This is a genomic window from Variovorax sp. NFACC27 (genome assembly GCF_048301545.1).
Lineage (GTDB): Bacteria > Pseudomonadota > Gammaproteobacteria > Burkholderiales > Burkholderiaceae_C > Variovorax > Variovorax gossypii.
On the sequence record NZ_CP157613.1, the window covers coordinates 3,034,255 to 3,055,680 of the forward strand.

The following is a 21,426-nucleotide window of genomic DNA, read 5'->3' on the forward strand; positions in this document are numbered from 1 at the left end:
TTCAGAGTCCTCGTTGCTTGAGTGCGCGGTCTAGCCGCGGATACACGCGGCGCGCGTTGCCTTCGTAGATCTGGTGGCGCGCCTTGTCGTCGAGCATCGGCGTGGCGTCGATGTAGCGGCGCGTGTCGTCGTAGTTGAAGCCGGTCTCGGGGTCGATGCCGCGCACCGCGCCGATCATTTCGCTGGCGAAGAGCACGTTGTCGACCGGGATCACGCGCGTGAGCAGGTCGATGCCCGGCTGGTGGTACACGCAGGTGTCGAAGAAGATGTTGTTGAGCAGGTGGTCCTTCAGCAGCGGCTTCTTCATCTCCTGCGCCAGGCCCCGGAAGCGGCCCCAGTGGTAGGGCACCGCGCCGCCGCCGTGCGGGATGACGAAGCGCAGCGTCGGGAAGTCCTTGAACAGGTCCGAGGTGAGGCACTGCATGAAGGCCGTGGTGTCTGCGTTCAGGTAGTGCGCGCCGGTGGTGTGGAAGCAGGCGTTGCAGCTCGTGCTCACGTGCACCATGGCGGGAATGTCGAGCTCCACCATCTTTTCGTAGATCGGATACCAGTGCCGGTCCGACAGCGGAGGGCTGGTCCAGTGGCCGCCCGATGGGTCGGGGTTGAGGTTGATGCCCACGAAGCCGTATTCGTTCACGCAGCGCTCCAGCTCGGGAATGCAGCTGGCCGGATCGACGCCGGGCGACTGCGGCAGCATGGCCGCGCCGATGAAGTGATCGGGAAAGAGCTGGCTCACGCGATGGCACAGCTCGTTGCAGATGGCGGCCCAGGTCGACGAAACCTCGAAGTCGCCGATGTGGTGCGCCATGAAGCTGGCGCGCGGGCTGAAGATGGTGAGGTCGCTGCCGCGCTCCTTCATCAGCCGCAGTTGATTGGTCTCGATGGACTCGCGCAGCTCGTCGTCGCCGATCTTCAGCTCCGACACTTTGGGCCTGGCCGACGGGTCCTGGATGGCGGCGATCTGCCGGTTGCGCCAGGCCTCCAGGGACTTGGGCGCGGTGGTGTAGTGGCCGTGACAGTCGATGATCATGCGCGGCGCTCCGGGTGGTGTGCAGGGGATGCTTCAAGCATGGAAGAAGTCTGCGCCGCGACGGCCCCGCGTGGCGTGAGTTAGCGTTGCGCTGCCATCATTCTTTTTTATCGAATAGGGTTTACCCTCGGTGCCGGAAATGCATGATCGAGAGTGAGGAATCAGCCGTGAGCCCGAAACCAGCACATCACAAAGTTATCGATCGCACGGACAGCGTGGCGCTGGGCATCAACCTGCGTCATCTGCGCGCGTTCTCGGCCGTGGCCTCGGCCGGAAGCATCGCGGCGGCGGCCGAAGCGCTGTTCCGCGTGGCGTCCGCGGTGACGCGTTCGATCCTCGATCTGGAGGCCGTGCTCGGCAGGCCCCTGTTCGACCGGCGCTCGCGCGGCGTGGCGCTCAATGCATATGGCGAGCTGGTGCTGGTGCGCGCGCTTCGCATCGAACGCGAATTCGAGGAGGCGCGTACCCAACTGGCGGCGCGCGGCGGCGTGGCCGGCATCGGCGGCGGTGCCGACGTGCATTCGCTCTTCGCCTCGATCCTGAACGGCCGGCGCCTTGCCGTGGTCGCGAGCCTCGCGGAAAAGCGCAACATGCCGGCCGTCGCGCGCGAGTTCGGCATCACGCAGCCGGCCATCAGCAGCGCGCTGAAGGACCTGGAGAGCGGACTCGGCGTGACGCTCTTCAACCGCAATGCGCGCGGGCTCACGGCCACGCCGGCGGGCGAGATCGTGGCCTTCTACTTCAGGCGCGTGCTGTCGGAGCTGAGGCACATCGGCCCCGACATCGCGGCCAGCGAAGGCACGCTGCAGGGCAGCGTGAACGTGGGGGCGCTGCCGCTGGGGCGCACGCAGATCCTGCCGCTGGCTATCGCCTCGCTGCTCGCGCGGCATCCGGGCCTGCACATCGCCACGGTCGAGAGCCCGTACGACGCGCTGGCGGCGTCGCTGCGCAGCGGCGACATCGATTTCATCCTCGGCGCGCTGCGCACCGCGGGCGAGGCGAAGGACCTGCAGCAGGAGCCGCTCTTCGAAGACCGCATCTCGGTGATCGCGCGCGCCGGCCATCCGCTCGCGCGCGCCAAGCGCATCGACTTCAGGATGCTGCGCGAGGCGAGGTGGACGCTGTCGCGCCCCGGCTCGCCTTCGCGCGAACTGCTCGAGCGCTTCTTCTCCGACGCACGCCAGGCACCGCCGTTGCCCGCAGTCGAAACGGGTGACCTCGCGGTGCTGCGCGGCCTGCTGCTGGAGAGCGACATGCTCACCGCGATCTCTGCGCACCAGCTGCGTTACGAGATCCGCGACGGCAGCCTCGTGGTGCTCGACTTTCCGCTGGAGGAGACCCGGCGCGAGATCGGCCTGACTCAGCGGCTGGGCGCCTTTCCTTCGCCGGGCGCGCGCGCGCTGATGGACGAGATCCGCAAGGTGGTGGCCGGGTCGCCCGATTTCCGGGAGCCGGGAAGGCGGAAGTGAAAGCGCGCGGCGACGGTGTCGAGGCCCCGGCATGCTCCGAAGGCGAGGGCGCCGGTGACAGCCAGCATCGCCGCCATGTGCACGCCGGCTGCCGCGACGGCCAGCATCAGCGAACCCGACGCAGTGATCTCGCGGGCCGCCGGGGCGTCGCTCATGCACAGGGGGATCAGCGCGGGCACCAGCATCAGCCCGGCTCCGTGCGCGGTGGACATGATGAAGGACCAGAGCGCCAGCCCGGCGTGGCCTGAAGGCACTCGCGCGCGGCTCGTCGTGCCGTGCCGGAGGTGATGCGCGACGACGGCCGCGAGCAGCCCGCCCGCCAGCACCTGCAGCACCGTGCGATCCATCGAGGGGACGAGCACGACCGCGACCGCCACGAGAGCGACGGATGCCGCATGGCCGACCGCGATCGGCACGAGGGCCCGCAACACCCGCGACCGGTCGCGCGAGCGGAGGCCCCATGCGGCCGCGAAGGCCCATCCGGTGGCGGGATTCAGCCCGTGCAGGGCGCCGACTCCCGCGACCGCCAGCCACGGCCAGAGGCTTGCCATGATGTCGTCGCCTCCATGCGTCGTGGCTGCTGTCCGCGCTTCAGGCCTGCTTTTCGCAGCAGCACGCGCCGATGGCCGGTGGCTGCGCCTGCGACTCGTAGCGGTCGTGGTGGCGCACCCATTCCATCTTGTAGGGCACCTCGCGCTCGTCGCGGCCCTTGGGCATGAGGTCCATCAGGTTGTACGCGCCCATCATCACTTCCACGCCGCGGCCGAAGGTCGAGTAGGTGTGGAACACCTCGCCGGCGTCGTTCCTGCAGAAGGCGCTGAGGCCCGGTGCTTCCCCGTGGGGGAAGGGCTGCAGGCCGTAGTTGTAGTAGACCTCGCCGGCGGCGAGCTCCCCGGGGCCGAAGCTGACGTGGAAGTCGCCGTTGAAGTCGCTCTCGTTCGACGACACCCACCTGAACTGCCAGCCCATGCGTTCGCGGAAGCGCTCGATCTCCGCCAGCGGCGCGCGCGAGACGGCCACCAGCGTGATGTCGCGATGCGCCAGGTGCACGTTCATGCCGTCGGTGTGGTCGGCCATGAAGGAGCAGCTCTGGCAGCCCTGTTCCCAGCCCGGGCCGAGCATGAAGTGCTGCACCAGCAACTGGCTGCGCCCTTCGAAAAGATCGGCGAGAGTGCGCTTGCCGTCGGGCGTGTCGAAGACGTAGTTCTTGCGCACGCGTTCCCACGGCAGCGCGCGGCGCTCCCGTGCGATCTGGTCGCGCAGGTGCGTCAGTTCCTTCTCGCGCGCCAGGAATGCCTTGCGTTCGGCGAGCCATTGCTCGCTGGAGACGACGCGATGGTTCGTCGGCCCGGATGTCTGGTTCGTGATGGTGTCGGTGTTCATGGTGTCTCCTGGATCAATGCTGGCGGCCGGTGGTGGGGCGGCGCACGGCGCGGACCTTGCCGCTCGAGCCGCCGCCTGCGTAGAAGAGATCGGCGCCGTCGGACTCGAGCCCGCTCACGCCGGCGCCGCGCGGCATTTCGAGCCGCTCCAGCACGGCGCCGGTCTTCGGGTCGATGCGGCGGATGTCGCTTTCCTCTGCCTCCCAGGTGCCGTGCCAGAGTTCGCCGTCGACCCAGGTCACGCCGGTGACGAAGCGGTTCGACTCGATGGTGCGCACCACCGCGCCGGTCTCGGGGTCGACCTGGTGGATCTTGCGGTCGCGGTACTGCCCGACCCACAGGCTGCCCTCGGCCCACGTGAGGCCCGAGTCGTAGCCGTTGCCCGGCGCCGGGATAGACGCCAGCACCTTGCCGGTGGCGGGGTCGATCTTGTCGATGCGCGACTCCGCGATCTGGTAGATGTGCTTGCCGTCGAAGGCGGTGCCCGCGTCGCACGGCACGTCGAGTGTCTGGCTGGTCTCGCCGCTGGCCGGATCGAATGCCACCAGCTTCGCGCCGGTGGCGGCCCAGACGCGCCGGCCGTCGTGCGTCACGCCGTGTACCTGCGTGGCGCTGCCGAAGGGACCGTATTCGCGCACGATCTCGGCCGCGTGCACCGCGGGCCGGGACTTGTTCCTGCTGTTCTCGCTGCTCATCGTTGGCTCCTTGTGAAACGCCTCGGATCGGCGCCTGGAGACAACTCTATTCAATCGGCAGTGCGGCGGGGAGTAACAAGATCGTCGTGAATCCCGCCAGCGGCGGCGACAGCCACTTCTGCGCGCGTGCCTTGCCGATGGAGCGCACGCGGTGCTCCGCCTCCAGCTCGACCAGCGCGCGCTGCACCGTGCGCTGGCTGGCCCCCAGCGCCAGCGCAAGGGCCGAGGTGGACCAGGCCGCGCCGTCGGACAGCAGCGCCACCAGCGAAGCCTGGTCGCCGTCGATGGGCGGCGCGAGCACGGCGACGCCGCGCCCGTCGAGCGGCCTGAGCACGAAGCCGCGCGGCGTGGCCTCGATGCCGGCCAGGCCGGCGACGAGCGCGCGCAGCCGGCCGATCTCGACGCGCAGGCGCGCGCGATGCGTCTCGTCGGGGCGGCGCGTGCGGAATGCGCTTTCGATCAAGGCCTCGCGATCCACGTCGCCGGGCCATGCCTGCGCGAGCGAGCGCGCCAGGGAGAACAGCACCGGCCGCCGGGCGAGCGGGCGCCATGCATCGCCGGCGCCCAGGCCGCGGCGGCATGCGTCGACCACCAGCGTGTCGGAGGCCAGGAGGGCTGCGACCTCGTCCAGGCGCAGGGGCTGTTCGCCGGCCGCGTCGATCCGGCGGGCGGCGGGGCGCTCGAATGCCGCCAGTGCCTCGTTCACCTCGGCGAGCAGGGCGGGCACGCGGGCGCGCGTCGCGGCCTCGTGTGCGCGCGAAAGCGCGGCGCGTGCGGGAGCGATGCGCAGCGAGCGAAGCGCCAGCTCGGCCGTGGCCAGCTCGGTGACTGCCGCCAGCGACGGGGGCAGGCCGCGCGCATCTAGGTGCGCGAGAGCGGCTTCCGCTTCGGCGAGGCGGCCGAGCAGCAGCAGCCGGCGCGCCGCGATCAGCCGGGCCTGCAGTGCGTTGGCATGGTCCTCGTGCGCCTCCAGCGCGGATGCGGCCGACGACAGCGAACGCGGCGAGCCGCCCAGGTCGCGCATCGCCAGGGCCACCTCGGCCTCCGCGACGATGCAGCGGGCGCGCGAATGCTCTTCATGCGCGCCGAAGCCTCGAGCGGCGCGCCGCAGCAGCTCGCGCGCACGCGGATGCTCTCCGAGCTGCGCCATCGCTATGCCGCGCAGGGCCAGCGCCGGCGGGTCGTCGCGCAGCGCGACCCGCTTGAGGGCACCGAGTGCATCGCCCGCGGCCAGGGCGCGGGCGGAGGCGGCGATGAGGGAATCCATGGCGACAGGTTACCTTGGCGCCGTGCCTCCCTTGCGGCGGAGACGGCCGGGGCCTAGGCGCCGGCTCTGCCTTCGGGCAGCTTCGCGATCACCTTGATCTCGAACTGGAAGCCGTAGAGCCATGTCACGCCGATGCCGGTCAGCGTGGGGTGCGGCGGGCCGCCCCAGTGTTCCGACACCACTTTCCAGATGGTCTCGAACTTCGATTCGGGGTCGACGATGAAGACGGTGGCGTCGATCACGTCGTCGAAGGTGCAGCCTGCGGCCGACAGGATCGCATCGAGGTTCTGGAATGCGAGGCGAACCTGGGCCTCGAGGTCGGGCTCGGGCGAGCCGTCGGGGCGGCTGCCGACCTGCCCCGAGACGAACAGGAAGCCGTTGGACCGGATGGCCGGCGAATAGCGGTTCTTTTCATAAAGGGCCTGGCGCCCGGCGGGAAAGACGACGTCGCGTGGAGTCATGGATGGGATGCTTTCTTCATTGCTTCTCGGAGCGGATCAGGGCCGATCCGCTGTTGCGATGAAGGGACTTTAGGCAGCCGCGAGGCCCGGATAAACGGGCAAGGCCAACAATCACTGTTTGCACTGGCCAAACAATCGGGAGCAGACATGGACCGTTTCGATGCGATGCAGGCCTTCGCGCGCGTGGTGGAGGCGGGGAGCTTCACCAAGGCGGCGCAGACGCTGCACATGAGCAAGACCAGCGTGACGCAACTGGTGCAGCAGCTGGAGGCCAGGCTGCGCGTGAAGCTGCTCAACCGCACCACGCGCAAGGTCAACGTCACGGCCGACGGGACGGCCTACTACGAGCGGGTGGTGCGCCTGCTGGCCGACATGGACGATGCCGAGACCAGCCTGTCCGCCGCGACTTCGTCGCCGAGGGGACGGCTGCGGGTGGACGTGCCGAGCCCGCTGGCCCGCATGATCCTGGTGCCGGCGCTGCCCGCGTTCCACGAGCGCCATCCCGACATCCAGCTCGACATGGGCGTGAGCGACCGCGTGGTGGACCTGATCGGCGAGAACGTCGATTGCGTGGTGCGCGGCGGCGAGCTCACGGACCAGTCGCTGATCGCGCGCCACGTGGGCGACCTGCAGCTCGGGGTGCATGCGGCACCGGACTACCTCGAGCGGGCCGGCGTGCCCTCGCACCCGAAGGAGCTGGAGGACACGCATCACCGCGTCGTGGGGTTCCTGTGGTCGCGCACCGGCAGGAGCCTGCCGTACGCCATGCATCGTGACGGGGAGAGCGTGGTCGTGCACGGGCGCCACGTGCTCTCGGTGGACGACGGCAACGCCTACCTGGCGGCGGGCCTGGCCGGGCTCGGGGTTCTCTGGCTGCCCGACTACATGTCCCGCGCGCACGTTGCGAGCGGCGAACTCGTGCCCCTGTTCGAGGACTGGCGGCTCGATCCGATGCCGCTTTACATCGCATTCCCGCCGAACCGGCACGTCAGCGCCAAGCTGCGCGTGTTCATCGACTGGGTTGCTGGATTGATGGCGCAGCATGCGCCTGTTGCGACCCGGCCGCCTGTTTCGGCTTCGGCCACGCGCCCGAGCAGTAGAGCGCCCACGCGATGAAGACGGGCTGGAACAGCGGGCGGATCCAGAAGTACCAGGCGCCGAACTCCAGGCCCTGCACCGTCTGCCCCTTGAGCGCGACGTTGATGTTCGCGGCGACCACGCAGACCAGCATCACCGAGAGCCAGATGCCCGCCTGCTTCCGCAGGTTCGGCAGGCCGAGGCGCTCGTAGACCGAAACGGGAACCAGCAGCCCCAGCCCTCCGGCAAGCTCGGCCACGCCGGTCAGGTAGACCCAGGCCAGGGCATGCTGGGCGAGGGCGTCGGGGATCATCGGGGCATAGCGCGTCGATGCGCTCACGAAGTGGTCGATGCCAGTGAACAGGAAGCCGAGGCCCATGCCCCAGCGCATCGCCTCGCGCAGGTCGAGCGGGCGCTTCAGCAGGCGGGAAACCGCCCAGGCAACCGCGCCGAATGAACAGATGAAGAGGAGAAAGCTCATGATGCACGCTCGGTGTTTACAATGGAAACATTATCGGATTTCATTGTTTCCACTGTCAACATTAGGGCTTCGAGCATGAGCACGTCATATCACCACGGCGACCTGAAGGCCGTTCTTCTCGCATATGCCCGCGAGCAGATGGAGCGCGACAGCCTCGACGGCCTATCGATGCGCGAGATGGCCAAGGCCGTCGGGGTTTCGCACACCGCGGCCTACCGCCACTTCCAGGACAAGCGTGCGCTGATGGAAGCCGTCGCGCTGCAGGGCTTCGAGGAAATGCTGGCCGGCTGCGAATCGGCGATAGCGGCGGTTCTTCCCGCCGAATCGCGTTCGAGGCTCAAGGCTTGCGGCCGTGCCTATGTCGGATTCGGGTTGAAGTCGCCCCGGCTGCTGGTCCACATGTTCGGCGCGGTCTCGCAGTCGCAATCGAACGAAAGCCTCGTGCAGGCCGGGGCCCGGCTCTTCGATCTGCTGCTCGGGCTGGTCGGCGCGGGCCAGGCGGACGGCACCTTCCGCCAGGGCGACGCGAGGCAGCTTTCGCACACCTGCTGGGCCATGGTGCACGGCCTCTCGACCTTGCTCGGCGTCGGCGTGCTGCGCGCACCCACGGCCGAGCTGGAGGCCTTGCATCTCAGCGCGGAGCAAGCCCTGGACGTGCTGCTCGACGGAATGGCGGCAACGGCCGCGCCGCGCTGAGGGCATCGGGCGCGCGCTGTGCGCGTCCTGCACAACACTTGTCGCCGCTCAGGCCTAGGCCCTGGGCGGGGCCGTTCCTAGACTTTCCCCCATCACTTTCGATGGACTTCAAGGAACAGCAAACATGTCTATGTCACCAGGACTTTCCCGCCGCGGACTCATGAGCGCACTGGCCCTGCCTTGCGCCGCGGGCATCGTCGGCGTTTCGCCGGCCGCAGCCGCGGCAGCATCGGCGCCGGCGCCCACGCCCACCATCCGCGCGATGTCGGGCGCGCAGCCGAGGCGGCAGCTGAGCGGCAAGGCTACGGCCCTGCTCGTGATCGATTTCCAGAACGAGTACTTCACGGGCCGCATGCCCATCGCCGACGGACCGCGCGCGGCGGCCCATACACGGCGCCTGCTGGCCTGGGCGGACGAGCACGCCATTCCCGTGTTCCAGATCCAGCACGTGGCCCCGGCCGGCGCCGCGGTCTTCGCCAGCGACGGCGACACCGTCAGGTTCCATGCGGACATGCAGCCGCGGCCGCGCGACAAGGTCGTGCAGAAGGGCACCGTGAGCGTCTTCGCGGGCACCGACATCGCGCAGCAGCTGCGATCGGCCGGCGTCCGCACGCTGGTGATCGCCGGCCTCATGACCCATGCGTGCGTGGCCGGCGCCGCCCGCGACGGTGCCGCGCAGGGCTTCGAGGTGGTGGTGTCGTCCGATGCCACCGCCACCCGTGCGATCCGCCGCGAGAACGGCGACACCGTGCCGCATGGCAATCTTCACCACGCGGCGCTGGCCGAGATCGAGGACACCTTCGGCGACGTGCTGACCACCGCGCAGATCCTGGCGCTGCCGCTTGCCTGAAAATACGCGGCTTCCCCGGAAGCACGCGAAGGAGGGCGGCGCATGGATCAACTGAAGGCGATGCGCGCCTTTCAACGCATTGCGCAGGCGAAGAGCCTGTCGGCCGCGGCCGAGTCGCTGGGCACCACGCACTCCAGCCTCTCGCGCCAGCTGCAGGCGCTGGAGAAATCGCTGGGCGCGCAGTTGGTGCGCCGCGACACGCGCGGTATCACGCTGACCGAGGCAGGGCAGCGCTACCACGCCGCATGCACGGACATTCTTTCGCGGCTCGATGCGGCCCAGGCGGATGTCGTGGCCGACGGCAAGGCGCCCTCGGGAACGCTGAAGGTCAGCATGCCGTTGGCGATCGCCACGCTCGACCTGCCGCAGTGGCTGCCGGCGTTCCAGTCGCGCCACGCCGGCATCCGGCTGGAGGTGGTCTGCACCGACCGCTTCACGAAGCTGGTGGCCGAGGGCATCGACGTCGCACTGCGCATCAGCGCCGGGCTCGAGGACGCCTCGATGATGGCGCGGACGCTGGCGGTCTCAGACATGGTGCTGGTCGCGGCGCCGCGCTACCTCGTCGAGCACGGCATGCCCGCGACACCCGAGGACCTGGCGGCGCACCAGTGCCTGCTGCACAACGGGCCGGAAAGCCCGTCGCACTGGACGCTGCACATGCCCGACGGCCGGCAGCAGGCGTTCAGGCCCGATGCGCGCTTTGCATGCGACACGATCACGGCGCTGTACTCGGCCGCGAAGTGCGGGCTGGGCATTGCCGCGCTGACGTGGCACACGGTCCGCGCCGACCTGCAGTCGGGCGCGCTGGTCCGCGTGCTGCCGAGTGTCACGCTCGGGCAGCGCACCTACGCGGCGCTCTATCCGCGCACGCGGCACGTGCAGCCGGCGGTGCGCGCCTTCATCGACTTCATGGGGGGCCACTACCGGTAGCGCGCGCCGGCACTGGCTACGCCACCTTCGGCTCGGGAAGGATCGAGGTCAGCGCGAAGTCGACGAGGTGCAGCCAGGTCGCCTCCAGGCCCATGATGTTGTGATGGTCGGACGCTGGAACGGTCTGCACGCTGACCGGCGTGGGCCATGCCGCGATGAGCTTCTGCGAGCGCTCGGGCAGCACGACGTCGTCGCTCTCGGCCAGCAGCACCTGGGTTTTCGCGGCGACCTCCTTGCAGTGTTCGAGCGAATTGAACTGATGGCGCAGCAGCAGCGATAGCGGCACGAGCGGAAAGCGCTTCTTCGCCACTTCCAGCATCGAGTCGTAGGGCGTCACCAGCTGCAGGCTCGCGAAGTCCTGCCGCGCGACGAGCTGGATGGCCACGCCCGTGCCGAGGCTGCGCCCCACCACGTGCAGTCGCGCATGCGGAAAGGCCTTGCGCAGGTGCCGGGCGAACTGGCTGGCGTCCTGTACCGAGGCGATCTCCGAAGGGTGCCCCTGCGAATCGGCCACGCCGCGGTAGTTGACCGCCGCGAAGCCGAAGCCCTCGGGCAGCCATTGCAGCGTCTGGGCCGTGGCGCGAACGTCCTCGCCGCGACCGGCGAAGTAGATGAAGAGGTCCTGCAGGGCTTCCTCGCCCTGCGGGTGGTAGACGTAGCCGCGGACCATGCCGCCCGGCACGGTGTGGGAGTAGGTCGAGAAATCGTCTGACAGCGGAACGACCGGCAGCTTGCGGGCGTTGAAGAGGATGTGCCCCTGGCGTGCGGCGAGAAGCGTCCAGTACGCGGCGATGCTTCCTATCGCGGCCGCCGAGGCGGACAGGGCAATGCGGGCAGCTTTGTTGGATGACAAATTGGGCTCCGGGGAGAAAGGCTGGCGTCTAGGGCCTGTTCACACTATTTCCGGGGTCGCGTTGGCCCCTTGGAGCGCCAACCCTGCGGGAAGGGCAGCCAGGGCGGGCCACTCGGCGTTGCGCTCCTGGCGTGTGCGCATGCACACGCGTCGTCGCGCGCCTTGATTGGCCCGCCCTGGCTGCCCTTCGCGACCCCGGAAATAGTGTGAACAGGCCCTAGTTTCGCCTCTTTCTCCCGCCGGGAGCCTGGCGGTTTTTTTCTAGCGGGCCGCGATCAGATGCATGGGGCTGAAGGCGATGCCCGGGGTCGTGTCCTCCTCGGCCTGGCGTTGATGTTCGAGCCTGAACCTGCCCACGATCTGCGAGAGGCTGCCCGCCTGCTCCTGCAGCGACTGGGCGGCGGCCGAGGCTTCCTCGACCAGCGCGGCGTTCTGCTGCGTCGTCTGGTCCATCTGAGTCACGGCCTGGTTGATCTGCTCGATGCCCGAGGTCTGCTCCTGGCTCGCGGCGCTGATCTCGCCCATGATGTCCGTCACCCGCTTCACGCTGCCGACGATCTCCTCCATGGTGCGGCCCGCGTCGGCCACCTGGCGGCTGCCTTCCTCGACCTTCTCGACCGAGTCGCCGATCAGCGTCTTGATTTCCTTGGCCGCAGCGGCCGAGCGCTGCGCGAGGCTTCGCACTTCCGACGCCACCACCGCGAAGCCGCGGCCCTGGTCGCCCGCGCGAGCCGCCTCGACGGCCGCGTTCAGCGCGAGGATGTTGGTCTGGAACGCAATGCCGTCGATCACGCCGATGATGTCCACGATCTTCTTCGAGGAGGCATTGATCGAGCCCATGGTCTCGACCACCTGGAACACCACGTTGCCGCCCCGCGTGGCCACTTCCGAGGCGGAGGCGGCCAGCTGGTTGGCCTGCCGCGCGTTGTCGGCGTTCTGCCGGACCGTCGAGGTCAGTTCCTCCAGCGACGCGGCCGTCTGCTCCAGTGAGCTGGCCTGTTCCTCGGTGCGCGAGGACAGGTCCTGGTTGCCCACGGCGATCTGCGTGCTGGCGGTCGACACGTTCGCCACCACGCCGTGCACCTGCGCCAGCGAGCCCTGCAAGGCGTCGCGCATCTGGTCGAGGGCGCGCAGCAGGTGGCCGGTCTCGTCGCTGGCGTAGCTGGACTGGGCCTTGCCCGTCAGGTCCATGGCCGCGATCGACTGCGCCATGCTCTCGGCGCTGCGCAGCGGGCGCGTGATGCTGCGGGCCAGCAGCCATGCCAGCAGGGCGCCGAGCGCCAGGCTCACGGCGGAGCACACGATGAGCAGCGTGCTGGTCTGCGCGCGCAGGTTGTTGGCGCGGGCGGCGGCGGCATCGAGCTGTTCGCGCTGCATGTCCACCACCTGCTGCACGCCCGCGATGTAGCTCACCGAGGTGGGCTGGAACTGCGAGTCGAAGACGCGGTTGGCGCCGTCGAGGTCGCCGGCGAGCTTGAGCTTGCTCACTTCCTCGCGCGCGCCCAGGTAGGCCTTGCGCAGGTTGCCGACCTTCTCGAGCAGGGCGCGCTCGTCGGGCTTGGCCAGCTTTTCCTCGATGAACTTCTGCAGCTCGTTGGTGTTCTTGATCGACGCCGCCGTGGCCGGCGCGAAGTAGTCGATCAGGCTGGCATCGCTGCTCTTGGCGATGGCCGCCGCCCGCTGCACGCCGGCGGTGGTGTGGCGCAGCCAGTCGGAGCCGGCGCGCTCGGTCTTCACGTTGTCCTCGATCATGGCGTCTATCTCGCGGCTGAGCTGCTGCAGCTTCCACACCGCGGCGGCGCTGGTGGCGAGAAAGAGCGCCAGGATGATGCCCAGCACGATGGCCAGGCGCTTGCCGATTGAGACGTTGCTCAGGAACATGATCGAACTCCGGAAACCAGGAAAAAGAAGAAGGAGGGCGACCGCCGGGGCGCCCTCCATCGCTGGTTATCGGTAGTTCAATTGAAAACTTTAGAAAACTCCGGGCGGAGTTCTCCGGGAAAGGGGCGCGCCGGTGGCCGGGCGGGCCCCTTCGGTTCAGATCTTCAGCGGCGGGAACGACTTGATCAGGTCGTCCAGTGCCTTGATCTGCGTCAGGAAGGGTTCCAGCTTGTCCAGCGGCAGGGCGCTCGGGCCGTCGCACTTGGCCTGGGCCGGGTCCGGGTGGGCTTCGAGGAAGAGGCCGGCCAGGCCCACCGCCATGCCGGCGCGCGCCAGGTCGGCCACCTGCTCGCGGCGGCCGCCCGATGCGGCCGCGCCGGCCTCGCGCTGCTGCAGCGCGTGGGTCACGTCGAAGATGATGGGCAGGTTCTGCGACACCTTCTTCATCACGCCGAAGCCCAGCATGTCGACCACGAGGTTGTCGTAGCCGAAGCAGGTGCCGCGGTCGCACAGGATGAGCTGGTCGTTGCCGGCTTCCTTGAACTTCTCGACGATGTTGAGCATCTGCGAGGGGCTCAGGAACTGGGGCTTCTTGATGTTGATCACCCGGCCGGTCTTTGCCAGCGCCACCACCAGGTCGGTCTGCCGCGCCAGGAACGCGGGCAGCTGGAGCACGTCGACCACCTCGGCGACCGGGGCGGCCTGGGCGATTTCGTGCACGTCGGTCAGCACCGGAACGCCGAAGCTGTCCTTCACCGCCTGCAGGATCTTCAGTCCCTCGTCGAGGCCGGGGCCGCGGTAGGAGTGGATGGACGAGCGGTTGGCCTTGTCGAAGCTGCCCTTGAACACGTAGGGAATGCCCAGCTTCTGCGTGACGCGGACGTATTCCTCGGCGCTGCGCAGGGCGAGGTCCTTCGACTCGAGGACGTTGACGCCGCCGAAGAGGACGAAGGGGGCCTCGTTGCTGGTGGCGACTTTTGGGGTGATGGTGACGGTGGACAAGGTTTTCTCCTGACGGGTGCTTCGGTGCAGGGGCCTATTGTCGTTCCGCCGGCCGGGGTTCAACCTCCGGGCGTCACCGTCAGGTAGAAGGGCGTCAGCGTGCCCGCCACCGGCCGCAGCAGCTTGAGCAGCAGCGGCTTGCCGTAACCCTCGCCCGCCAGCCGCTTGAGCAGGTCGGACAGCTGGGCCAGCGGCACCCCGTCGCAGCCGATGAGGATGTCGCCGCTGCGCAGCCCGTCGCGCGCGGCGGCCGAGCCGGCCACCACCTCGACCACGCGCACCCCGGTGGCCACCGGCCATTCGTTCTCGCGCACCCAGCGCCGGGGCAGGGCCACCGCCGCGCACTGCACGCCGAGCTTGCCGCGGCGCACCGCGCCATGGCGCATCAGCTCGCCGGCCACCCAGCGGGCGGTGTCGATGGCCACCGCGAAGCTCAGGCCCTGGGCCGAGGGAATCACCGCCGTGTTCACGCCGATGACCCGCGCGGCGCTGTCCAGCAGCGGGCCGCCCGAGTTGCCGGGGTTGAGGGCCACGTCGGTCTGGATCACGTCCTCGATCATCCGGCCGCCGCGCGAGGGCAGGCTGCGGCCCAGCGCGCTCACGATGCCGGCGGTTACCGTGAAGTCGAAGCCCAGCGGGTTGCCGACCGCCACGGCCAACTGGCCCGGCTGCAGCGCGGCCGAACTGCCCAGCGGCAGGAAGGCGCTGGGGTGCGATTCGATGCGCAGCACGGCGATGTCGGTGGAGGCATCGATGCCGACCAGCCGTGCCGTGCTCTCGGTGCCGTCGGCGAAGGCGGCGCGCAGTTCGGTCGCGCCCTCGACCACGTGGGCGTTGGTGATCGTGAAGCCGTCGGGGGTGAAGAGAAAGCCCGAGCCGCTGCCCTGGGCGCCGGGTCCGCCGCCGCGCTGCGCGGCCTTGCGGACCTTGATGTGGGCGACCGCCGCGCTGGCGGTGTGCGCCACCTGCGTGACGGTGGCCGAGTAGGAGTCAAGAATGAATTCGTCGCGCGCGCCCATGGAACACCTCTTCTTTCAGTCGGCGGAACCAGAAGGAAATGGCGGTGCGGTGGAGGTTTTCAACCCGGGCGCGGGGCGCGGCGGATGTTCACGAAGCCTTCAGCGAAGGCTCAGCGAGTCTTCAGCAGCGGGCGGGACACTGGAATTCCCAGAAAAACACCCACACCCACGGGAAAAACAGCTTGAAGCACTTCATTCTTCTGCTCGCCGTCGCCACCCTCGCGGTAGGCTGCGGCCACGATCGCCATCGCCACAACCGGGACCGCGACCACAACGGCATTCCGGACCGCTACGAGCGCAACCGGGACAGCGACGGAGACGGCGTGCCCGACCGCTACGACCGCCGGCCGGTCGACCCGCGCAGGTACTGATCGCCTCAGGGCCCCTTGGGCCGCGAGGAAGGTTCCCAGGAGTCGGGCGTGGTCGCCACCAGCGACTTGAAATCCTTCCACGGCCGCGCGCCGGGAATGGTGCGACCGCCGACGATCAGCCCCTTGGCGAACACCACCATGCGTTCGCGCAGGTAGGCCCGGTCGGACTCCGGCCAGGTCTCGATGGAATGGGGCCCGCGCGCAAGCACCATTTCCTTCAGGCCGCGGATGCGGTTGTAGGCGGCCACGGTGCCCTCCAGCGTTTCCGCGCGGTCCCACAGGCCCTTGCCGAAGAAGGCGGCCGGCCAGCGGTCCATGCCCGCGAGCGTCGACGAGTTGGGATAGAACACGATGTGGTGCTCGGCCGCCATGCCGCCCAGGAACAGGTTGCGGTCGGCCAGGTCGGGCGAGTCGCCCACGTAGCCCGCGCCGCTGGCGAACGAAGACAGCAGCAGCGCGCCGCGGATGTTGCGCAGGCCCTTGGGCGGCGTGCAGTTGGGCTGGGGCATGTCGAAGCTGCACTGGGCGACGTAGTTCTTCGTCATGGCCCAGGCGGTGGACATCGAGCCGCGCGAATAGCCGCCGAGCACCAGCGGAATCTCGCTGGCCGGCATGCCCGCCAGCAGCCGGCCCCGGGTGGCCTCGCCTTCGAGCGACTCGCCCCTGGGCGTGAGGATGCGCAGGCCGCGCCCGGTTTCCAGCGCCGTGAGCGCGCGGAACACGTCCTCGCCTTGCTCCAGCGTGTTGGTGTCGCTGAAGCCGCCCGACAGCCCCTCGCCGCGCCGGTCGTAGGCCAGCACGTCGAAGCCGGCCTTGTTGAGCGCGTACAGGTTCTCGCGCCACCAGCGCTGGCCCATGGTCTCGGTGGTCGCGTTGGGGAAGTTGACCGGAACAGTCTTGCCGGTCTTCTCGTCGATGCGGTACGAAACCTCGTCGGGATGCTGGATGGCTGTGAGCTGTCCGCCGCCGCCCGGCGCCATGACGACCAGCGCGCGCGTCTTCTTTCCCTTGCCGTCGTCGATGCCCGCGCCTTCGATGTACCAGCCGCGCAGCTTGATGTCGCCGGTCATCTTCAGGTCGATGCGCTCGAAGGTGTCGCGCGGCGCCGTGAACTCCACCACGTAGGTGCGCGCGTCGGCCTCGGCGATGCCCTCGCGGTACGGCGCCCTTGCGAAGAAGGCGGGGCGGCGGATCTGCTTGAGGTCGACGTTGCCGTCGGGATCGATCCTGCCGGACGGGTCGACCACGCCGGTCGAGCGCGTGGCGCGCTCCTTGTTGGGCGGCAGCCACCGCTGCATCTGCGAGTCGATGCGCTTGAAGCAGGCCGGGTCTTCCTTGCAGGCGCGCCAGCGGGTCTTGAGCTTTTCGTCGGTGAACTCGCTGATGTAGTAGTTGCCGCCTGCATACCCGGCGGGCGGGCGGTTGGCCGTCATCAGCACCGGCACGCAGACCTTGGCTCCCTTGCCGTTCTTCGGGTCCTGCGGCAGAAGGTAGCCGCCCATCATCGCGTTGCGGTCGGTGCCGACCCAGGCGGTGCAGTCGGTGGGCGGCGGCGTGCTGGCCGCGGCCTCGCGCTGCGCTTCGGTGGGGCCGCTGCTGCACGCTCCAAGCTGCAGGACGAGGATGGCGGCGGCAAGGCCGGACGCGACGGTCCCGGGGCGAAGCCGGGCAGGGCGCGTCGTGATGGTCGCAGTCATCGGCTCAGGGCTTCCGGTTGAAAGAGAAAAGTGCATGCAGCGAAGCGCGAATCTGGAGGCCCCGATCTTCGCCGGATCGACGCGCGGAAAACGAAGCCATGGCCGTTTCAGGGTGAAAGCGCATGCCTCGATTCGCGTAGGACATTTCCTGCACGCGCATGCGCTGCTTTCCATCATCCATGGCCGTGCCGGGAGCGCCCAATCGCCGCCGGTCCGCAAGGAAACATGCAGACACGAGGAGACAAGAGAGATGATGAATTTCGAAGGCATCTACTGCTTCGACACCGCCAGCGTGCGCTTCGCCTTCTATCCCGACGGTCCCGGCGGCCCCCGAGCGATCGCGCAGATTTCCGAGGAGACGCTGCACGACGAATTCGGCGTGCGCGAGATCGGCGAGCACCTGCTCGATGCGTGCCAGGAGCACTTCAACGCGATAGAGCCTGCCGCCGTCGCGCGTTACCGCGCAACGCCTGGCCGGGCCATCACGCTCACCATCGAAGACTTCGGGCTCCGCGCCTGAAGCATCGCCACCAGCGCGCGGACCATCGCGCGGGGCACGGGCACCTCTTCGACACGGCGAGGAGGCCCGGGCCGTACCCCGGGGCATCCGGCCCCCGGCAGATTGGCTTCAGGCCAGAAGAACGTGCGGCATCCCGCAGATGCGGGGCGCAATCGGCTTGTTGCTGCTGCTATGCGCCCGCCCCGGGCGGCGCGCGATGCCGGATCTCGCTTTGCAGCGCGCGCTGCCCGGACGAGAGCGCCAGCTCGTAGCTCTCCGCGGGCTCGAAGGCCTTGCGCAGCACGCGCGGGTGCGTGCCCTGATCGTCGGTTTCGAGCAGCTGCCAGACAAAGGCACCCGGCAGCGGCTCCTCGATGGTGAGTTCGATGGGATGTGTCATGGCGACACCATGGCGCCGCGCGCGTGTTCTGTCTGTAGGCCTGGAACGACGTTGGGGCTGCGCGCTGCGGCCTCTTTCTTTTTCGATGCGGAGCAGCAGGCCATGCGGTGGGTGCACGACAGGACGGAAGGCCCCCCGGACAAGCCTGGGCTGCCGCAGGGCCCCGGGAGCAGCTCAGGCGATGTCGCCGTGCACCAGCCGCTCGAACACGTCCTGCGTTCCCATCTGACCGCCCTTGAGCATGACCTCCATGCCGTCGAGCGAGGCGTCGTCGCTGTGCACGCGGCACAGCGATGCGCCGGCGCCCATGTCGGCGGCATAGGACAGGCCCCACACATCCAGCGCCTGCATGCCGTGGCTCGATGTGTCGCCGCCGGCCACGCCGATGCGCCCGAGCGGCTGCTTCGCCAGCACGGCGGCCAGAAGGTCGCCGCCGGCGCGGGCAAGGGCCTGTGCGTCGAGATCCGCCGCCGCAGGCATGCCCGGGGAGCCGGTCGAGTGCGGCGCGCGCGTGCAGGCCAGGACGTTGCGCCCTTGCGCGAGGCTGCGCGAGATCGCATCCGCCTGGTCGGCAAGTGCTGCCGCGTCGCGTCGGGCGAGCTGCGGTGCATCGAGCCACACGATGTCGAAGGACTTCGCGGCCGCGACCTGCGACGCGGTCACGGGCGAGAGGCTTCCCGCCAGGACCAGCACGGGCCCCCGCGCGGGCGCCAGCTTCGCACGCACGGCCCGTGCGCCGCCCGAAGAAGGCATGGCCGTGGCGAGCGCATCGACCACGCTGCTCGGGCCGACGGCCAGCATGGTCGCGCCCTGCGCGCGGGCCCACAGCACCTCGCCGATGGCCGCGAGCTGCCCGGCATCCGCGACGTCGAACAGGACTGCGTCCGCGGGCGGCGCGTTGAGCGCCTGCCGCAGCGCGGTATCCAGCGCGTCGCTGCCGCGCGAGGCGGCGGTGAAGGGCACGCAGTGCACCTCGGCCAGGCCCTGCCTGGCAAGGTGCAGCCGCAGGTCCGCCTCGTCCATGGGCGTCACGGGATGCCGGCTCATGGTGGGATGGCGGTCGACGCGGAACACCTCGCCGCCGCTTCCAGCCGCGGCGAAGAGGTTGCCGAAGAGGCAGTAGCGGCCCAGGCCGGGCTGCCCGCCCACGATCGCGGTCCACGGCTGCTGCACGGCCGAGCGCAGCAGGCGCACGGCCGCGCCGATGGAGCCGATGTGCGGCGCGCTGTCGAAGGTCGAGCAGGTCTTGTAGTGCAGCACGCGCGCGCCGAGCGAGCGGAACAGTGCGGCCACCGGGCGGAGCTCGGCCTGCATCTCTTCCGGCGTCATGGCGCGCGCCGCGCCCGCGATGCCCAGCACGTCGAGCGGCCCAGCGCGGTCGAGGCGCGCCGCGTCGGGCGTCTTCAGGAAGAGCAGCGCGCGCAGGCCCGCGCGTGCCGCCGTGCCCAGGGTGTCCGTCGCACCGGTGAAGTCGTCTCCGTAGTAGACGATTGCCGGCGCCGATGCCTCGGGCCTCATGGCCTGCCGAAGAAGGCGAGTGCGCGTGCCAGCTCGGGCTGGTCCCTGGCCGCGTCGGCCAGCGAGACGCCCGCGCGCGCGGCCGACCATGCCTGGCGGATGCTCGCCACGCCCGCCGCCGCGCCGTCGGGGTGGGCGAGGATGCCGCCGCCGGCCATGAAGAGCAGGTCGTCGCTGCCGACGGCCGCCCAGGTGGCGGGCACGGTGCCGGCCCACTGGCCCGACGAGAACGCCGGCATCACGCGGTCGTCCGCGGCTTCGGTGAGCGGGGTGAAGCAGTCGCGCGCCGATTCGACCACCTCGCTGTCGGGCTGCGAGAACTTGCCCTGCAGCCCGTGCACGTGCATGTGGTCCACGCCGGCCAGTCGCCACAGCGTCTGGTAGGCCTGGAAGGAGATGCCCAGCAGCGGATGCCGCGACAGCGCGCCGTAGCCGTTGCGATGCCCGTGCAGTGCCAGGCCGGTGTGCCGGCGCAGCGTCTGGATGCCGGAGTGCCCGCACCAGTTGAGGCTGGCCATCACGCAGGAGCCGCCCTCGCGCTCGACCAGGTCGGCGTGGCGCTTCATCGCATCGGTCTCGTCGGTGATGTTGAAGGCCACCATCACGTGCTTGCCGGTGCGCTCGCGGTGCGCGCGCACGACGGCCATCACCGCCGGCACGCGCTCGGCCAGCGGGGCGTGAGCGGGGTCGGCGCAGACTTCGTCGTCCTTGATGAAGTCGACGCCCGCGGCGCACAGCCGGCCCACCAGCTCGGCGGTGTCGGAAGCCCGCATGCCCACGTTGGGCTTGATGATGGTGCCGACCAGCGCGCCGCTTTGCACGCCGGTGGCGCGCCGCGTTCCGGCGATGCCCGCGCGCGGCATCTCGAAGCGCGCGCGGTAGTCGGCCGGCAGCCGCAGCGACTCGAGCCGCAGCCCCGTCACCTCGCCCAGGTCGTACAGGTTGCCCGAGACCGTGGCCGCGAGCGTCGGCAGGTTGGCGCCGATGTTCGCCACCGGAAACGCGATGTCGACATGCGCGCGCCTCCACGGCCCTGGGGTGCCCCTGCGCTCGAGCAGCGCGTTGGGCAGCGAGGGCGCGTCGGCCGCATCGAGCTCTATGACTGCCTCGACCGTTGCACGCGCGCGTTCGCGCAGCGCGTCGGTCTCGCCCTCCACGCGCGTGAAGGTGCCGCAGGACTGCTCGCCGGCCATCACCTCGGCCACGGCGGCCGGATCGAGCGGCGTCTCGATGAGATACCGCGCGCGGATGAGCCCTGGCATGCGCTCGGGTGTCGTCGCGCTCACAGCTTGTCCAGCGCGGGGAAGGGGCGCACCGGCTCGCTGCCGTCCCAGCCTTGCGACGCGCTGCGGATCAGGTCGAACATCCTGCCCTTGGGGCCGGCCACCTCCGACAGCTCGATGACCGTGCCCGGGTGGTATTCGGTGTCGAAGTAGACGAAGCGCCCGCGCTCGCCCACCTCGCCGCTCATTACCGGCCTGAAGCCCTGCGCGGTGAGGCGCGCGAGGTCGGCGTCGTAGTCGGCGGTCCAGTAGGCCACGTGCTGCAGCCCGGTGCGCCCGGCCTGGAGGAAATCGCGGTACATCGAGGGCACGTCGTTGCGCGTCTGTATGAGCTCGACCTGCACGTAGCCCGAGTTGGCCAGCGCCACCGAGTTGTGGGGCTCGTGCGCCTCGCCGTTGTAGCGGTAGTTCCTGATCGGCACCTTGGGGTTGTAGAACCAGGGGCCCACGCCGAGCGTGGTGCTCCAGTAGTCCATGGCGGCTTCGATGTCGTGCACGACATAGCCCAGTTGGCGGATCTCGCCGAGGAATCGACTCATTGCGGGTGGCTCCGTGAATGTGAGTT

General features: G+C 69.5%; 23 protein-coding genes. 7 read left to right on the plus strand and 16 right to left on the minus strand.

Annotated elements, in window-relative coordinates; all coding sequences use genetic code 11:
- Position 1 precedes the first annotated feature (1 nt).
- Entirely contained in the window at positions 2 to 1,030 is a 1,029-nt protein-coding gene (locus ABL840_RS14195; protein WP_093305126.1) for an amidohydrolase family protein, read from the minus strand.
- A 167-nt stretch (positions 1,031 to 1,197) separates the two neighbouring features.
- Here ABL840_RS14195 and ABL840_RS14200 point away from each other — a divergent pair, with 167 nt between their 5' ends.
- Positions 1,198 to 2,499: a LysR family transcriptional regulator gene (locus ABL840_RS14200; protein ID WP_418116270.1), complete on the plus strand. Its 1,302-nt coding sequence runs from the start codon at positions 1,198 to 1,200 to the stop codon at positions 2,497 to 2,499.
- On the opposite strand, the gene ABL840_RS14205 is transcribed toward ABL840_RS14200, so the two are convergent.
- Genes ABL840_RS14205 through ABL840_RS14225 form a run of 5 tightly spaced genes read right to left on the minus strand, consistent with a single transcriptional unit; the run spans position 2,391 to position 6,304 of the window.
- Positions 2,391 to 3,050: a hypothetical protein gene (locus tag ABL840_RS14205; protein ID WP_418116271.1), complete on the minus strand. Its 660-nt coding sequence runs from the start codon at positions 3,048 to 3,050 to the stop codon at positions 2,391 to 2,393. The two genes, ABL840_RS14200 and ABL840_RS14205, sit on opposite strands and share 109 nt — an antisense overlap.
- A 40-nt stretch (positions 3,051 to 3,090) precedes the next feature.
- Positions 3,091 to 3,882 carry a DUF899 domain-containing protein gene (locus tag ABL840_RS14210; protein WP_093305123.1) on the minus strand — a complete coding sequence of 264 codons (792 nt, stop codon included), beginning with the start codon at positions 3,880 to 3,882 and terminating at the stop codon, positions 3,091 to 3,093.
- A gap of 13 nt (positions 3,883 to 3,895) precedes the next feature.
- Positions 3,896 to 4,576 (minus strand): DUF6923 family protein, encoded by a 681-nt coding sequence (locus ABL840_RS14215; RefSeq protein ID WP_093305121.1) that lies wholly within the window; start codon positions 4,574 to 4,576, stop codon positions 3,896 to 3,898.
- A gap of 46 nt (positions 4,577 to 4,622) precedes the next feature.
- Positions 4,623 to 5,843 carry a helix-turn-helix domain-containing protein gene (locus tag ABL840_RS14220; protein WP_093305119.1) on the minus strand — a complete coding sequence of 407 codons (1,221 nt, stop codon included), beginning with the start codon at positions 5,841 to 5,843 and terminating at the stop codon, positions 4,623 to 4,625.
- A gap of 53 nt (positions 5,844 to 5,896) precedes the next feature.
- Complete coding sequence (locus ABL840_RS14225) at positions 5,897 to 6,304, minus strand: RidA family protein (RefSeq protein WP_093202028.1); 408 nt, start codon at positions 6,302 to 6,304, stop codon at positions 5,897 to 5,899.
- A gap of 147 nt (positions 6,305 to 6,451) precedes the next feature.
- Here ABL840_RS14225 and ABL840_RS14230 point away from each other — a divergent pair, with 147 nt between their 5' ends.
- On the plus strand, positions 6,452 to 7,420 hold the full coding sequence (locus ABL840_RS14230) for a LysR family transcriptional regulator (protein WP_093305117.1): 969 nt from the start codon (positions 6,452 to 6,454) through the stop codon (positions 7,418 to 7,420).
- Here ABL840_RS14230 and ABL840_RS14235 read toward each other — a convergent pair.
- Positions 7,314 to 7,862, minus strand: coding sequence for a DoxX family protein (locus ABL840_RS14235; protein ID WP_093305115.1), 549 nt, complete (start codon positions 7,860 to 7,862; stop codon positions 7,314 to 7,316). The two genes, ABL840_RS14230 and ABL840_RS14235, sit on opposite strands and share 107 nt — an antisense overlap.
- Before the next feature lie 75 nt (positions 7,863 to 7,937).
- On the opposite strand from ABL840_RS14235, the gene ABL840_RS14240 reads away from it, so the two are divergent.
- The 3 genes from ABL840_RS14240 to ABL840_RS14250 all read left to right on the plus strand — a co-directional run bounded on the left by ABL840_RS14240 (position 7,938) and on the right by ABL840_RS14250 (position 10,338).
- Positions 7,938 to 8,558 (plus strand): TetR/AcrR family transcriptional regulator, encoded by a 621-nt coding sequence (locus tag ABL840_RS14240; RefSeq protein ID WP_176947557.1) that lies wholly within the window; start codon positions 7,938 to 7,940, stop codon positions 8,556 to 8,558.
- Between the two features lie 160 nt (positions 8,559 to 8,718).
- Positions 8,719 to 9,408, plus strand: a complete 690-nt coding sequence (locus ABL840_RS14245; protein ID WP_093305112.1) for an isochorismatase family protein — start codon at positions 8,719 to 8,721, stop codon at positions 9,406 to 9,408.
- A 42-nt stretch (positions 9,409 to 9,450) separates the two neighbouring features.
- Positions 9,451 to 10,338 carry a LysR family transcriptional regulator gene (locus ABL840_RS14250; RefSeq protein WP_093305110.1) on the plus strand — a complete coding sequence of 296 codons (888 nt, stop codon included), beginning with the start codon at positions 9,451 to 9,453 and terminating at the stop codon, positions 10,336 to 10,338.
- Between the two features lie 16 nt (positions 10,339 to 10,354).
- Here ABL840_RS14250 and ABL840_RS14255 read toward each other — a convergent pair whose 3' ends face one another.
- The 4 genes from ABL840_RS14255 to ABL840_RS14270 form a co-directional block, all read right to left on the minus strand.
- Positions 10,355 to 11,191: an alpha/beta hydrolase gene (locus ABL840_RS14255; RefSeq protein ID WP_093305108.1), complete on the minus strand. Its 837-nt coding sequence runs from the start codon at positions 11,189 to 11,191 to the stop codon at positions 10,355 to 10,357.
- 261 nt (positions 11,192 to 11,452) lie between these two features.
- Entirely contained in the window at positions 11,453 to 13,072 is a 1,620-nt protein-coding gene (locus ABL840_RS14260; RefSeq protein ID WP_093305106.1) for a methyl-accepting chemotaxis protein, read from the minus strand.
- Between the two features lie 156 nt (positions 13,073 to 13,228).
- Positions 13,229 to 14,074: a 3-deoxy-8-phosphooctulonate synthase gene (kdsA, locus tag ABL840_RS14265; protein WP_093202008.1), complete on the minus strand. Its 846-nt coding sequence runs from the start codon at positions 14,072 to 14,074 to the stop codon at positions 13,229 to 13,231.
- A 59-nt stretch (positions 14,075 to 14,133) separates the two neighbouring features.
- Positions 14,134 to 15,093: a S1C family serine protease gene (locus tag ABL840_RS14270; RefSeq protein WP_093305104.1), complete on the minus strand. Its 960-nt coding sequence runs from the start codon at positions 15,091 to 15,093 to the stop codon at positions 14,134 to 14,136.
- Between the two features lie 182 nt (positions 15,094 to 15,275).
- Here ABL840_RS14270 and ABL840_RS14275 point away from each other — a divergent pair, with 182 nt between their 5' ends.
- The gene (locus ABL840_RS14275; protein ID WP_093202002.1) at positions 15,276 to 15,464 is read left to right on the plus strand and encodes a hypothetical protein; all 189 of its coding nucleotides are present in this window, start codon (positions 15,276 to 15,278) and stop codon (positions 15,462 to 15,464) included.
- Between the two features lie 5 nt (positions 15,465 to 15,469).
- Here the strand turns inward: ABL840_RS14275 and ABL840_RS14280 are convergent, their stop codons facing one another.
- Positions 15,470 to 17,161, minus strand: coding sequence for a hypothetical protein (locus tag ABL840_RS14280; RefSeq protein WP_093305102.1), 1,692 nt, complete (start codon positions 17,159 to 17,161; stop codon positions 15,470 to 15,472).
- Here ABL840_RS14280 and ABL840_RS14285 point away from each other — a divergent pair.
- Positions 17,148 to 17,681, plus strand: coding sequence for a hypothetical protein (locus ABL840_RS14285; protein WP_418116272.1), 534 nt, complete (start codon positions 17,148 to 17,150; stop codon positions 17,679 to 17,681). The genes ABL840_RS14280 and ABL840_RS14285 overlap by 14 nt on opposite strands.
- A 169-nt stretch (positions 17,682 to 17,850) precedes the next feature.
- Here ABL840_RS14285 and ABL840_RS14290 read toward each other — a convergent pair whose 3' ends face one another.
- The 4 genes from ABL840_RS14290 to ABL840_RS14305 all read right to left on the minus strand — a co-directional run bounded on the left by ABL840_RS14290 (position 17,851) and on the right by ABL840_RS14305 (position 21,400).
- Positions 17,851 to 18,060, minus strand: coding sequence for a hypothetical protein (locus tag ABL840_RS14290; protein WP_093201995.1), 210 nt, complete (start codon positions 18,058 to 18,060; stop codon positions 17,851 to 17,853).
- 174 nt (positions 18,061 to 18,234) lie between these two features.
- Positions 18,235 to 19,578: a four-carbon acid sugar kinase family protein gene (locus ABL840_RS14295; protein ID WP_093305098.1), complete on the minus strand. Its 1,344-nt coding sequence runs from the start codon at positions 19,576 to 19,578 to the stop codon at positions 18,235 to 18,237.
- Positions 19,575 to 20,840 carry a ribulose-bisphosphate carboxylase large subunit family protein gene (locus ABL840_RS14300; RefSeq protein WP_093305096.1) on the minus strand — a complete coding sequence of 422 codons (1,266 nt, stop codon included), beginning with the start codon at positions 20,838 to 20,840 and terminating at the stop codon, positions 19,575 to 19,577. The genes ABL840_RS14295 and ABL840_RS14300 overlap by 4 nt, the downstream gene beginning before the upstream one ends.
- A gap of 20 nt (positions 20,841 to 20,860) precedes the next feature.
- Complete coding sequence (locus ABL840_RS14305; protein WP_093201987.1) at positions 20,861 to 21,400, minus strand: VOC family protein; 540 nt, start codon at positions 21,398 to 21,400, stop codon at positions 20,861 to 20,863.
- Between the last annotated feature and the right edge of the window lie 26 nt (positions 21,401 to 21,426).

Coding starts and splice junctions, on each gene's coding strand:
- ABL840_RS14195 (WP_093305126.1), bottom strand. CDS start 1,030: ATGATCATCGACTGTCACGGCCACTACACCACCGCGCCCAAGTCCCTG.
- ABL840_RS14205 (WP_418116271.1), bottom strand. CDS start 3,050: ATGGCAAGCCTCTGGCCGTGGCTGGCGGTCGCGGGAGTCGGCGCCCTG.
- ABL840_RS14210 (WP_093305123.1), bottom strand. CDS start 3,882: ATGAACACCGACACCATCACGAACCAGACATCCGGGCCGACGAACCAT.
- ABL840_RS14215 (WP_093305121.1), bottom strand. CDS start 4,576: ATGAGCAGCGAGAACAGCAGGAACAAGTCCCGGCCCGCGGTGCACGCG.
- ABL840_RS14220 (WP_093305119.1), bottom strand. CDS start 5,843: ATGGATTCCCTCATCGCCGCCTCCGCCCGCGCCCTGGCCGCGGGCGAT.
- ABL840_RS14225 (WP_093202028.1), bottom strand. CDS start 6,304: ATGACTCCACGCGACGTCGTCTTTCCCGCCGGGCGCCAGGCCCTTTAT.
- ABL840_RS14230 (WP_093305117.1), top strand. CDS start 6,452: ATGGACCGTTTCGATGCGATGCAGGCCTTCGCGCGCGTGGTGGAGGCG.
- ABL840_RS14235 (WP_093305115.1), bottom strand. CDS start 7,862: ATGAGCTTTCTCCTCTTCATCTGTTCATTCGGCGCGGTTGCCTGGGCG.
- ABL840_RS14240 (WP_176947557.1), top strand. CDS start 7,938: ATGAGCACGTCATATCACCACGGCGACCTGAAGGCCGTTCTTCTCGCA.
- ABL840_RS14245 (WP_093305112.1), top strand. CDS start 8,719: ATGAGCGCACTGGCCCTGCCTTGCGCCGCGGGCATCGTCGGCGTTTCG.
- ABL840_RS14250 (WP_093305110.1), top strand. CDS start 9,451: ATGGATCAACTGAAGGCGATGCGCGCCTTTCAACGCATTGCGCAGGCG.
- ABL840_RS14260 (WP_093305106.1), bottom strand. CDS start 13,072: ATGTTCCTGAGCAACGTCTCAATCGGCAAGCGCCTGGCCATCGTGCTG.
- ABL840_RS14270 (WP_093305104.1), bottom strand. CDS start 15,093: ATGGGCGCGCGCGACGAATTCATTCTTGACTCCTACTCGGCCACCGTC.
- ABL840_RS14285 (WP_418116272.1), top strand. CDS start 17,148: ATGGTCGCAGTCATCGGCTCAGGGCTTCCGGTTGAAAGAGAAAAGTGC.
- ABL840_RS14280 (WP_093305102.1), bottom strand. CDS start 17,161: ATGACTGCGACCATCACGACGCGCCCTGCCCGGCTTCGCCCCGGGACC.
- ABL840_RS14290 (WP_093201995.1), bottom strand. CDS start 18,060: ATGACACATCCCATCGAACTCACCATCGAGGAGCCGCTGCCGGGTGCC.
- ABL840_RS14295 (WP_093305098.1), bottom strand. CDS start 19,578: ATGAGGCCCGAGGCATCGGCGCCGGCAATCGTCTACTACGGAGACGAC.
- ABL840_RS14300 (WP_093305096.1), bottom strand. CDS start 20,840: ATGCCAGGGCTCATCCGCGCGCGGTATCTCATCGAGACGCCGCTCGAT.
- ABL840_RS14305 (WP_093201987.1), bottom strand. CDS start 21,400: ATGAGTCGATTCCTCGGCGAGATCCGCCAACTGGGCTATGTCGTGCAC.